The 12,189-nt window shown below is 46.8% G+C and carries 10 protein-coding genes; 3 read left to right on the forward strand and 7 right to left on the reverse strand.

Annotated elements, in window-relative coordinates:
* Positions 1 to 27 precede the first annotated feature (27 nt).
* From mraY to mraZ, 6 genes are all read right to left on the reverse strand, one after another.
* Entirely contained in the window at positions 28 to 1,332 is a 1,305-nt protein-coding gene (gene mraY / locus FSB75_RS09060; protein ID WP_146785922.1) for a phospho-N-acetylmuramoyl-pentapeptide-transferase, read from the reverse strand.
* Positions 1,333 to 1,400: 68 nt separating this feature from the next.
* Entirely contained in the window at positions 1,401 to 2,867 is a 1,467-nt protein-coding gene (locus FSB75_RS09065) for a UDP-N-acetylmuramoyl-L-alanyl-D-glutamate--2,6-diaminopimelate ligase (protein WP_146785925.1), read from the reverse strand.
* Complete coding sequence (locus tag FSB75_RS09070) at positions 2,868 to 4,982, reverse strand: penicillin-binding protein (RefSeq protein WP_146785928.1); 2,115 nt, start codon at positions 4,980 to 4,982, stop codon at positions 2,868 to 2,870.
* A gap of 53 nt (positions 4,983 to 5,035) precedes the next feature.
* The gene (locus FSB75_RS09075) at positions 5,036 to 5,356 is read right to left on the reverse strand and encodes an FtsL-like putative cell division protein (RefSeq protein WP_146785931.1); all 321 of its coding nucleotides are present in this window, start codon (positions 5,354 to 5,356) and stop codon (positions 5,036 to 5,038) included.
* 13 nt (positions 5,357 to 5,369) lie between these two features.
* Entirely contained in the window at positions 5,370 to 6,287 is a 918-nt protein-coding gene (rsmH, locus tag FSB75_RS09080; protein WP_146785934.1) for a 16S rRNA (cytosine(1402)-N(4))-methyltransferase RsmH, read from the reverse strand.
* Between the two features lies 1 nt (position 6,288).
* Positions 6,289 to 6,744, reverse strand: coding sequence for a division/cell wall cluster transcriptional repressor MraZ (gene mraZ, locus FSB75_RS09085; protein ID WP_146785937.1), 456 nt, complete (start codon positions 6,742 to 6,744; stop codon positions 6,289 to 6,291).
* 248 nt (positions 6,745 to 6,992) lie between these two features.
* Between mraZ and FSB75_RS09090 the strand changes: the two genes are divergently transcribed.
* Together FSB75_RS09090 and mdh are read left to right on the forward strand one after the other, a co-directional pair.
* Positions 6,993 to 8,201 (forward strand): S-adenosylmethionine:tRNA ribosyltransferase-isomerase, encoded by a 1,209-nt coding sequence (locus tag FSB75_RS09090; RefSeq protein ID WP_227990875.1) that lies wholly within the window; start codon positions 6,993 to 6,995, stop codon positions 8,199 to 8,201.
* 286 nt (positions 8,202 to 8,487) lie between these two features.
* Positions 8,488 to 9,417 carry a malate dehydrogenase gene (gene mdh, locus FSB75_RS09095; protein WP_146785940.1) on the forward strand — a complete coding sequence of 310 codons (930 nt, stop codon included), beginning with the start codon at positions 8,488 to 8,490 and terminating at the stop codon, positions 9,415 to 9,417.
* Between the two features lie 61 nt (positions 9,418 to 9,478).
* Here the strand turns inward: mdh and FSB75_RS09100 are convergent, their stop codons facing one another.
* On the reverse strand, positions 9,479 to 10,429 hold the full coding sequence (locus FSB75_RS09100; RefSeq protein ID WP_146785943.1) for a class I SAM-dependent methyltransferase: 951 nt from the start codon (positions 10,427 to 10,429) through the stop codon (positions 9,479 to 9,481).
* Positions 10,430 to 10,545: 116 nt separating this feature from the next.
* On the opposite strand from FSB75_RS09100, the gene FSB75_RS09105 reads away from it, so the two are divergent.
* On the forward strand, positions 10,546 to 11,922 hold the full coding sequence (locus FSB75_RS09105; RefSeq protein WP_262711963.1) for an exonuclease domain-containing protein: 1,377 nt from the start codon (positions 10,546 to 10,548) through the stop codon (positions 11,920 to 11,922).
* Positions 11,923 to 12,189 lie beyond the last annotated feature (267 nt).

Below are 12,189 nucleotides of genomic sequence, written 5' to 3' on the forward strand. Positions count from 1 at the left end.
GGACCTTACTGGTATGGTTTTTCCTGTCTATCTTATTTTTAAGGTTACAATCGAAACAACAGCACACAGAATGGTAACGATCCAAAACCGTGTGACAATCTTCGCTTCAGGGTAACCTTTCTTTTGATAATGGTGATGCAAGGGACTCATTAAAAAAATCCGCCGGCCTTCACCGTATTTTTTCTTCGTGTATTTGAAATACGATACCTGCAGCGTTACGCTCAATGTTTCTACAAAGAACACAGCGCAAATCAGCGGTATCAACAATTCTTTGTGAACGATAAATGCAAGGGCCGCAATGATGCCGCCAAGTGTTAAACTTCCCGTATCGCCCATGAAAACCTGCGCCGGGTAAGAGTTGTACCACAAGAAGCCGATGCAGGCGCCCACCAACGCACCGATGAAAATGGAAAGCTCGGCAAGGTTGGGGATGTACATGATGTTGAGATAATCGGCAATTAATAAACTGCCGCTGGCATAAGCAAAAATGCCGAAGGCGCCGCAGATAACGGCCGACGTTCCCGTTGCCAAACCGTCTAACCCATCGGTCAGGTTTGCACCGTTGGACACAGCCGTTACAATAAAAATGGTTACGAGAATATAGAGTATCCAGGTATAATCGCTCCAGGCCGCCGGCAATAATCTTGCGTAGTTAAACTCGTGGTTTTTTACAAAAGGAATGGTGGTAACGAAAGATTTTGCTTCCACAAACACTCTCTTCTTTCCGTTAATGATGACAACCTTGAATGGTCCTTTGTAAGTTGAATCCGATGCCTTGGCAACGATGCCTTTGTCGGCGCCTACATACTCACGCCAAATCTTTACGTTCTGGTTGAAATAGAGAGTTGCGCCTACCACGATGCCCAACATTACTTGTCCAAATATTTTGAACTTGCCAGCCAAACCATCGCTGTCGCTTTTTTTGTAGGCAATTCCTTTTTGCTGTGCAATGCGCTTTGCCCGAATCTTTAAATAGTCATCCAAAAAGCCGATGGCGCCCATCCACACCGTGCAGAAAATCATCAGTCGGATGTACACCTTTGTCAGATCGGCAAGTAACAAGGTAGGAATGAGAATAGCGGCAATGATGATCAGCCCGCCCATGGTTGGCGTGCCCTTCTTTTGTTGTTCGCCCTGCAGGCCCAGTTCACGCACCGACTCGCCCATTTGCTTGCGCTGCAAAAGCCGGATGATATTTTTGCCGTAAATGGTGGTGATGAAAAGCGACAACAACACTGCTATCAATATCCGGAAGGTGATAAAGCGAAACAGTTCGCTTCCGGGGAAGCGGATGTTGTTTGCTCTTAACCATTCAAAAAGATGATACAGCATTTTTGTTTTGCTTTCAGTTATCAGTTGTCAGCCATCAGCTCTGAAAGCTGAAGGCCGATAGCTGACGGCTACTTATTTAATAATTCAAACATTTCCTGCACCACTTCTTTGTCGTCGAAGTGATGCTTTACACCGTTTATCTCCTGATATTTTTCGTGTCCTTTACCCGCCACCAAAACAATGTCTTCCGGCTGCGCCATGGAGATGGCAGTTTTAATCGCTTGCTTTCTGTCGGCAATGGCAATGTATTTCCGCTTGGCAGAAACCGGCAAACCCGTTTCCATGTCATTCAGTATTTCCATCGGGTCTTCGCTGCGCGGATTGTCGCTGGTGAAGATGACTTTGTCGCTGTGTTCGCAAGCCACTTCGCCCATTACCGGACGTTTTGTTTTGTCCCTATCGCCACCGCAACCCACAACGGTTATCACCTGTTCGTTTCCTTGTCTTAATTTTTTTATGGTCGCCAATACGTTAATCAACGCATCCGGGGTGTGTGCATAATCAACAATGGCAATGACTTTTTCTTTTGGCGAAACCGTGTAGTCAAACCGTCCTTCTGCACCGGTTGTATTGCTCAAGCATTGCAGCACTTCCTGCTTGTCTTGCCCAAGTGAAACGGCCGCCCCGTAAACCGCCAGAAGATTGTAGGCGTTGAATTCACCAATCAACCGGAAATGAACTTCCTGGTCGTTGATGGTCATTACCAAACCCGAGAGGCCGTTCTCCAAAATCTTTCCTTTGAAATCGGCCATCGAACGCAGGCTGTACGAAAGCTTTTTTGCCGCCGTGTTTTGCAACATCACCAGGCCGCGTTTGTCGTCTATATTGGTGATGGCAAAGGCCGAAGAAGAAAGGCCGTCAAAGAAAGCCTTCTTCGCCTTGATGTATTCGTCAAAGGTTTTGTGATAATCAAGATGATCGTGGGTAATGTTACTGAATAGGGCGCCAACAAATTCCAATCCTGCAATTCTTCTTTGATGCACGGCGTGTGAACTCACCTCCATAAAAGCGTATTCGCAACCTTCGTCTACCATTTGCTTCAACAAAGCATTCAAACTGATTGCATCCGGCGTTGTATGAGTAGAAGGAATGATCTTTCCGTTGATGATGTTTTCTACTGTGCTAACCAACCCACATTGATAGCCGAGACAAATGAACAGTTTATACAGAAGCGTTGCAATGGTTGTTTTACCGTTCGTTCCGGTTACACCAACGAGCTTTAATTTTTGCGAAGGCTGCCCGTAAAAATTGTGTGCGAGAATGCCAGCCGCTTCCGCAGTGCTTTCGGTTTGCACGTAGGTCACACCTTCCTTTTGCTGCGAAGGCAACTCTTCGCAAACAACGGCAATCGCACCAAGCTCAATGGCTTTATCAATAAACTTGTGACCGTCAATTGCCACACCTTTTACTGCCACAAATACGCTGCGGTTTGATGCTTTACGGGAATCAATCTGCACACCGCTCACTACGACATCGGTTGAACCCGATACAGCCTTTAAAGGCACCTTATACAATATATCAGCAAGCGTCTTCACTTAGTTTAATAAAATGGTTACGGTTGTATTTTTCTTTAACGGTGTTCCAGGCAATATGTCTTGCGCCTCTACTTTGCCTTTGCCTTTTACGGTCACTTTTATGTTGCGGCTTTCCAACACGTACAAGGCATCACGCAAGGTCATGTGGCGCACATCAGGCATCACGGCTTTTGTTTCCAAAACGGTTTTGGCAACTGGCTTATAATTATATGGATACAATTGCCCAAGCGATGTTCCTTTGTCCATCGAATCCACGTATCGGATGCTTAACTGTTGCAACACTTTCTGCATATCGTCTTTACTGCCGGCATAGATGTACGATGAGCTATCCGGCACCACGGTAACCACTCCAATATTTTTATCCCGCATGTATTGCGAGTAAACGCCGGTTACAATTTCTTTAAACACCGGCGCTGCCAATTGTCCACCAAAGTGAATGGGTGCGTGGGGCTTGGTTTTGATTACCACGACGCAAGTATATTGTGGGTTATCAGCGGGGAAATAACCAACAAAAGAGGCTTGATAAATGCCGTCTTCGTAACCCACATCACCGCCGGCTACGTGCGCCGTACCGGTTTTGCCGGCAACGGGAATCGGAAAATTTTTAAACACAGGTGCGCCGGTTCCAATGGAAACAACGGCTTCCATGCTGCTTTTTGCCGCGGCAATTACTTCGGGTTTGCAAAGCTTTTCGTCAAGCACTGTCGGCTCGAATTCTTTTACGGTGACGCCGTTGTCTTTAATACTGTTCACCAAATAAGGCTTCATCATCTTACCGTCGTTGGCAATGGCGTTGTAAAGCATCAACGTGTGCAGCGGGCTTACCTGCAAGGCATAACCAAAGGCCGCAGTCACCATCGCGTGAAGACCTTCTTTGTTGCGTTTGATGCGCGGCAATAAAGGCGGTGTTTCTCCTAAAAGATCAATGCCTGTTTTTTTATCGAGATGAAATTTTTGAAGATAGCTTTTGTAAACATCGGGCTTGTCGGCAAAGGCTTTGTAAGCCAGTTTTGCAAAGCCCACATTTGAACTGTGCGCAAAACATTCGCGAACGGTCAGCAAAGGTTTTGGCGCTCTTTCTGCGTCGTTCACGTTTCTCACACCAACGTATTCATGCCCCGCAGAACCTACTTCCACCATGTCGTCAATCTTGCTGGAACCGTGATCAAGAACCGCCAACAGCGTTGCCAGTTTGATGGTAGAACCCGGCTCTGTTGTTTGCAGCGCATAGTTCATCGTTTCGCTGTAACCGGTATCCTTTTTTTGGCGGCCAAGATTGGCGATGGCTTTGATCTTACCTGTTTTTGTTTCCATCACGATAGCCGTGCCGTGTTCCGAACCGCTTTGCTGCATCATCTTCATCAAGGCCGACTCCACCATGTCTTGCATGTGAATGTCAAGCGTAGTGTAAACGTCTTTGCCGTTCTCGGGTTCTATCTGGTAACCTTCAACGGGGATGGGCGCACCGCCGGCAATGTAACGCACAAGTTGCTTACCGGTTTGCCCCTGTAACATATTGTCGTAAGTGCGTTCAATGCCCACGTTCTGTGCGTTCTCCCGTGCAAGCCCAATGGTGCGGCGTGCAAGCAAACCAAAGGGGTTTAAACGCTTGCTGTGTTCTTCTGCAATCACACCGCTTTTGTTACGGCCCAATCGAACGAGCGGGAAGCTTCTAAACTTTTTGTATTGCTCAAACGTGAGACCCTTGTGCAGAAGATAATAACGGTTTTCGTCCTGGTAACCTTGCTTTAGTTCTTTGCGATAAGCAGAAACGGGTTTGTCACCAAACAGGTTGGCAAGAGAAATAGAAAGTGAATCCAGGTTTTCGCGAAAGCGCTTGCCGTTTTTCTCATGCAGACCTTCCGCGCCAAAATCAATATAAATATCAAAGAAAGGAATCGAGGTGCTGAGCATCTGGCCGTCTTCACTGAAGATAGTACCGCGTTCGGCATCAAGCGCAATGTACTTCTGGTGCATGCTGTCGGAAAGACTGCGCCAGTGATCTCCCTGCACGTTTTGAATGTAAGCCGCACGACCCAACACAAAGAGGCTGAACACCACCATACCAATGAAGCTTAAGTAAGCCCGCCACAATATGTCTTTTTTGATTTCCACGTTCTGCTTTGCGTTAGGTCGTTTGTTGGTTTTGTATCTACATTCTTGTTTGCCTACTCTTTTGTACTGTCAACCAATATCACCGGTTCCGTTGTCAGTTCTTTTAAGCCCAAAGGCTTTACGGTTTCTACCATCTCGCTTTGCCGGCTGCGCAACAGCACATCGCCGGTTACGGATTTGTATTCGCCCTGCAGGTCTTTCAGTTCGCTGCTGGCTTTGCCAATGTGTCGAATGGTTTTATCGGCGTTGTGCCCGTTATAGATGTACACCACTGCCAGCAAAGCCAGAAAAAGAAAAAACGGAATCTGCTTTACGATGGACTGATAGTTCAGCCACCGGTTCCATTTGTATTTTCTTTTCTTCGCTTGTTCCATACATTTATTTGTTTCACATTTTCTCCGCTACCCGAAGCTTGGCACTTCTTGCCCGCGGATTCAATCGCACTTCACTTTCCGAAGCCACAATGGGCTTTTTGTTTATTTTTTTTAAATGCCTTGTTATCTCTACCGAAACGAAAGGATTTTCTTCTTCGGTAACGAAGGTTTCGCGTTGAAAAAAAGTCTTCACCAACCGGTCTTCTATCGAATGGAAGGTGATGACTGCCGCACGTCCGCCCTTTTTCAACACGTTAGGTAATTGCTGCAACATTTCTTTCAGTGCGGGCACTTCTTCGTTAACCTCCATGCGCAAGGCTTGATAGACCTGCGCAAAATATTTATTGGGATTGCCTTTCACCGCGCTGAACACCGCATCTCTGAAAGCTTCGCTGCTTTGAAAAGGTGCAGTCTTTCGCTTTTCGACAATCAGCTTCGCCAATGTTTTTGAATTCGTCACTTCGCCGTATTGTTCAAAGAGCTTGTGCAATTCCGCTTCGCTGTAATTGTTCAGAACATCGGCTGCCGTTTTCTCGCCGCGTTGGTCCATGCGCATATCAAGCGATGCATCGAAGCGAATGGAAAAGCCGCGGCTCCTTTCGTCAAACTGGTAACTGCTAACGCCCAGGTCAGCCAACACTCCGTCCACTTCATTTATGCCGTTCAAGCGCAAAAAACGTTGCAAGTGCCGGAAGTTGTGCGGAACAAAAACAACCCGCTCGTCGTCGGGTAAATTTTGTTTGGCGTCAGCATCCTGGTCAAAAGCAACCAGCTTTCCATTCTTGTTTAATTTTTGAAGAATGGCTTTTGAATGCCCGCCGCCGCCGAAGGTGCAATCAACGTAAACACCCGCCGGCTTAACGGCGAGGTATTCGATGACTTCGTTCAGCAAAACGGGAACGTGGTAAGATGTCTCGTTTCTTTCTTCCATCTTACTTCGATTCCCCTCCCATTACTTTTTGCGCCAGCGCACTAAACTGGGTTGGCGAATAATTCTCAAAGAACTGTTGGTAAGCATCCTTCGACCAGATTTCGATCTTGTCAACCGATGATGAGAGCACCGCGTCTTTTATCAAACCCGCATATTCTTTCAGGTTCGGCGGCAACAGCAGGCGACCCGCAGAATCTATCTCCACTTCCGTTGCACCGTTCAAAAAATAGCGAACGAAATTTCTCACCTCCGGATCAAACTGGTTCAACGAACTAATCTTTTCAAACACAGGCTCCCAGGCTTGTTTGGTGTAAAGGCTCAGGCATTTTTCAAAGCCACGGTTGATGACGAAGTGCGTATTTTCGCCCTCCGGCAATTGCTTTTTCAAGCCTGCTGGAAGCAGAAAGCGACCCTTAGCGTCCAACGTAACTTCGAATTCGCCGAGAAAGCCTGCCATGGAAGATTTGGGAAAAGTGTTTAAAGATTCGACACAAAATAACACTTTTTACCACTTTCGTTACGCGATTTCGTGCGGTATAGTTTTCCACGTTGCGCAAAAAGATGAAAGCCGTTTATTTCACTGTGTTTCACGCAAAAAATTGGTTCAGCGAAAGATTTTCGCTGTGCATTGCATGTGAATAACTGTGGATAAACTCAGAGTAATCCACAACTAATTCTTGAACTCTTGCTGTTGTTAGCCGTATTATGATAAACGCTGAAAAAATTCTGATAGAAGACTACACGTATAACCTTCCAAACGAACGCATCTCCGCGTATCCGTTACCAAAAAGAGACGACTCAAAGCTGTTGGTGTACAAAAGTGGGAAGATCACCCATGACCGCTTCTACAACCTGCCGCAACAACTTCCTCCCAACAGCTTATTAATATTGAACAATACCAAAGTCATTGAAGCACGGCTGCTTTTTAAAAAGCAAAGCGGCGGTGTGATTGAAATTTTTTGCCTGGAACCGCACTTGCAAAGCATGGAAAACGCTTTGCAGCAGCAAGGCTCGTGCAAATGGCAATGCCTCATTGGTGGCGCTTCAAAATGGAAACCGGGGCAGGTACTTGAGAAGAGCCTGAGCGTTGAGGACAAAAAGGTAATTCTTCAGGCAAGATATTTAGGCAAGGTTGAGGACAGTTTTATCATTCAGTTTGACTGGCAGCCCGAAGATTTTCATTTTGTACAAGTTCTGCACGCTGCCGGGGCCATTCCACTACCGCCTTATATTAAAAGAGGTGCTGAGGAAATAGATGCTGCCCGCTATCAAACCATCTTTGGCAAATACGAAGGCTCGGTTGCCGCACCAACTGCGGCTTTGCATTTTACCGATGCCGTGTTTGAAGCCTTGCGTAAAAAAAATATGCAAACCGAATTCGTTACGCTGAACGTCGGCGCAGGAACCTTTAAGCCGGTCAAGTCAAGTGCTATTGCCGACCACCAAATGCACGGCGAAGATTTTACGGTAGAGAAAGCGGCCTTGCAAAAAATCATTGAAGCCAATACGATTGTTGCCGTTGGAACAACCTCGCTGCGAACGCTTGAAAGTATTTACTGGCTCGGTGTGAAGTTGCTGAACGGATCACTTGCGGATGAATGGATTCTCGGCCAATGGGAAGTTTATTCCTTGTCCAGCGATGTGGATTACAAAAAAAGTTTAGAAGCAATTGTGCAATGGATGGATGAAAGAGCGATTACACAACTGCATTGCCGAACGAGTTTGTTGATTGTGCCGGGTTACCAATTTAAAATTCCGTCGGCGCTGGTTACCAATTTTCACCAGCCGCAATCTACACTCTTGTTGTTGGTGGCAGCTTTCATTGGCGAGGATTGGAAAAAAGTGTACGAACACGCCTTGCAGAACGATTACCGCTTTTTAAGTTACGGCGACAGCAGTTTGCTGTTCCGGTGATTTTGACCACGGAGAACACAGAGAATTTTTTTTGTCCTTCGCTGTGTTCTTTATAGTTCAATCTTGCCGCGCAGCGAACAAGGCGCACAAGAGTGCGACGCAACGATGCTCAATGGATGCCTTGGCTTCTGGTCCATAAAAAATTATTTCGCACGGAGCAAAGGGGCAAAGGAGAAGAAAGCATCTGCGCACGCCAACTCCAAACCTCAAACTTCAAACCCGGAACCTTTTTCTTCCCTTACTTTTGCGACACAAATATTTTCTTACACATAAATCGTTTCACGAAATGAAAATTACCGTTGTAGGCGCTGGTGCGGTTGGCGCAACCACTGCCGATAATATTGCCCGCAAAGAATTGTGTGAAGAACTGGTGCTGCTCGACATTAAAGAAGGCCTGGCCGAAGGAAAGACCACGGACATGATGCAAACCGCTCAACTGCTTGGCTTTGACACAAAAGTTGTTGGCAGTACGAACGACTACGCAAAAACAAAAGGCTCCGATGTCGTTGTCATCACCTCCGGCCTGCCGCGCAAACCGGGCATGACCCGCGAAGAACTCATTGGCACCAACGCCAACATTGTTCGCGGCGTTACGCAAAACATTTTGCAGCACTCACCCGATGCCATCATCGTGGTAGTAAGCAACCCGATGGACACGATGACTTACCTGACGATGACGACAAGCGGTTTGCCGCAGAACAAAGTCATCGGCATGGGCGGCATTCTCGATAGTTCCCGCTTTAAATATTATTTGAGCCAGGCCTTAGGTTGTTCGCCGAGCGACTTGAACGCAACGGTGATTGGCGGCCATGGCGATACAACGATGATTCCCTTGATTCGCTACGCAACGTGGAACTCTGTTCCGGTAACGGAATATTTAAGCGAAGAACAACAGAAGAAAATTGTGGCGGATACAATGGTGGGCGGCGCTACGCTGACAAAGCTTATCGGCACATCGGCCTGGTACGCACCCGGCGCAGCAAGTGCGGCTTTGGTAGAAAGCATTGTGCGAGATGAAAAGCGCCTCTTCCCTTGCTGCGTTGCGCTGAACGGCGAATACGGGCAAAAGGATATTTGCCTTGGCGTGCCTGTGGTGATTGGCAAAGGCGGCTGGGAAAAAGTTGTTGACTACAAGCTGAACGAAGAAGAGCAAGGCCTTTTCAACAAGAGTGCCGATGCCGTTCGCAACATGAACGACGTACTGAAGACACTGTAATGATGAACCAATACCAACAAGCAAAAGCCGGCCTTGCGCCGGCTTTTTTGTGCAACGGTATTTATTTGGTGATTTGAAAACATTGCCGTTTTAGTTTGCCGGCAAAATCAAAAGGCGTTGTTTGCCGGGTGATGTCTTTGATTTGTGAAGAATGGATTTTGTCTTTTTCCAAAATAAATTTTGTGTAATTGGTGCTGAAGTAAAGCAAACCGTTTTGCGTAAGCGCCTTTAAGCAATCGTTGACGAGAGAGACGTGATCTCGTTGAATGTCCAATATGTCTTCCATTCGTTTGCTGTTGCTAAAGGTCGGCGGGTCCATCACAATCAAATCAAAACTTCCCGCGGGCAGTTCTTTCAAGTATTGCAGTACATCGGCATGAATGACTTTATGTTTTTTTTCACCCGGAAAATTCAACGCCATGTTCTTTTCAACCCACGCCAGGTAAGTTTTTGAAAGATCAACGGAGACAACTTCGCTTGCGCCGCCGGCTGCCGCATAAACGGAGAACGAACCCGTGTAGCAAAAAAGATTCAGCACCCGTTTCCCGCTGCTTTGTTCACGCACCATTTGCCGCGTAATGCGGTGATCGAGGAACAAACCTGTGTCGAGATAGTCACTTAAGTTGACGATAAACTTCAAGCCGCCTTCGCTTACCACAAATTCATTTTTGTCTTCGGCCACTTTCTGGTATTGCCCACCTCTGCCCTCTTTACGCTGCCGCAATTTGGTGTAAATATTTTGCGGTGCAATGCCGGTTACTTCGCTCATGATGCGCAGGCATTCAGCCAGCCATTCTTCGTGCTCTTCATCGCCGAGATTGTGTCGCCGCTTGTATTCCGAAACGTACAATTTGTCTTCGTAAACTTCCACAATAAACGGCGCTTCAGGCAAGTCGTGGTCGTAAATGCGGTAACAGGAAATGCCTTGCCGCCTCGCTCCTTTGCTCAGGTGACGGTAAACTTTTTCGAGCCGGTTTTTTAACGATAAAAATTTTTCCACTGATTGTGCCATTGCCAAAAATTTTAGACCTTCGACGTCCTTTATTGTTTACCCGTTCACTTGTTCACTTGTTGGTGGACGAATGTAACGGTTTGCGTAAACAGGTAAACAAGTGAACAGCCAAACAAGTGAACAAAGCGATGTACGCCATTGTAGACATTGAAACGACGGGCAGCTATGCGGCGGCTAACGGCATTACCGAAATCTCCATTCAGGTATTTGACGGAGAAAAAGTCATTGAGCAATTTGAAACCCTGGTCAATCCCGGAAAAACCATCCCGCGCTACATCCAGGCTTTTACCGGCATTACCAACGAAATGGTGGCCGATGCTCCGTACTTTGAAGAGATTGCCGAAAAAGTTTTTACCGTTTTGCAAGGCAATATTTTTGTGGCGCACAACGTCAACTTCGACTACTCGTTTATCAAAAGCAGCCTGGCGCATTTTGGTTATTCGCTCAACGTAAAAAAGCTTTGCACGGTACGCCTGGCGCGACAAATTTTTCCGGGCTTTCCTTCCTACAGTTTGGGCAATCTTTGTCATTCCCTTAACATCCAAATAAAAGACCGTCACCGTGCCGGCGGCGACGCATCGGCTACGGTTGTGCTGTTTCAGAAACTGTTGAACGGCGATGCAAAAGGTGCGATACAATCGGCGCTTAACCGCCATTCGAAAGATGCCGTTTTACCGCCTGCCGTTCCCAAAGAACATTTTGATGCCCTGCCTCATTCACCGGGCATCTATTACTTCCACGATGCAAAAGGCAAAGTGGTTTACGTGGGCAAGGCCAAGGACATTCGCAGCCGCGTGAACTCGCACTTCAGCAACAACAGCGACAGCAAGCAGAAGCAAAATTTTTTGCGTACTGTACACGCCATTTCCTTTCAGCAAACGGCAACGGAACTAATGGCGGCGATACTGGAATCAACCGAGATAAAACGTTTGTGGCCGGCCTTTAACGTGTCGCAGAAAAAGCCCGAAGAACTCTTTGGCATTTTTGTGTACGAAGACCAAAACGGTTACATGCGATTGGCCATTGAAAAGAAGCGCAAAAACTCCACGCCCATTTACACCTTTCATTACAAAGTTGACGGCCACGGCGTGCTGCGCAAGCTGATGAAAGAATTTTCGCTTTGCCCCAAGCTTTGCTTTATGCAAACGAGCAACGACGCTTGCGTGGGCATGGACGAAGGCCATTGCAACGGCGCCTGCGAGAAAAAAGAATTGCCCTCGCTTTACAACGACCGTGTGCTACAAGCTATTTCTTCACTCACCAAACGGCCTTCTTATGTTGTGCTTGACAAAGGTTTAACCGAAGACGAAGTTTCGTGCATCATGGTGGTGCAGGGAAATTTTTTCGGCATGGGTTATTTGCCGAAGAATTTTGAAATCACTTCTGAAAGAGCAATCCAGGAATACATCACGCCGTACAAAGACAACAGCACGATACGGGCTTTGTTGAGTTCATTTGCGAATGCGAATCCGGAAAGGATAAAGATGTTGTGAGAAGATGATGAACCGATCTGCATTGCTACTATCATCGCCTGTTGCGTCGCACTCTTGTGCGTTCGAATTTCTATTCGGCAAGAATTGTACAGTTAGTGCCTTATTGCAGAAGCTTTTAAGTGTAGTTATGTTGCGTAAATACACCCGTTGGTGGCAACCAGTGACAGCACCCCAATGAAATTTCAGTGACGAAAAGAAAGAAACTTCTAATTTGCTTTTTCCTCGCTCTATCTGTAGTAACCCTTCAGTTTATACTCGCCAGGCAGG

The organism is Flavisolibacter ginsenosidimutans, assembly GCF_007970805.1.
Lineage (GTDB): Bacteria > Bacteroidota > Bacteroidia > Chitinophagales > Chitinophagaceae > Flavisolibacter > Flavisolibacter ginsenosidimutans.

Excerpts from the sequence above, each read along its gene's own strand:
- mraY (WP_146785922.1), bottom strand. The coding sequence starts at position 1,332 with ATGCTGTATCATCTTTTTGAATGGTTAAGAGCAAACAACATCCGCTTC.
- FSB75_RS09075 (WP_146785931.1), bottom strand. The coding sequence starts at position 5,356 with ATGGAACAAGCGAAGAAAAGAAAATACAAATGGAACCGGTGGCTGAAC.
- rsmH (WP_146785934.1), bottom strand. The coding sequence starts at position 6,287 with ATGGAAGAAAGAAACGAGACATCTTACCACGTTCCCGTTTTGCTGAAC.
- mraZ (WP_146785937.1), bottom strand. The coding sequence starts at position 6,744 with ATGGCAGGCTTTCTCGGCGAATTCGAAGTTACGTTGGACGCTAAGGGT.
- FSB75_RS09090 (WP_227990875.1), top strand. The coding sequence starts at position 6,993 with ATGATAAACGCTGAAAAAATTCTGATAGAAGACTACACGTATAACCTT.
- mdh (WP_146785940.1), top strand. The coding sequence starts at position 8,488 with ATGAAAATTACCGTTGTAGGCGCTGGTGCGGTTGGCGCAACCACTGCC.
- FSB75_RS09100 (WP_146785943.1), bottom strand. The coding sequence starts at position 10,429 with ATGGCACAATCAGTGGAAAAATTTTTATCGTTAAAAAACCGGCTCGAA.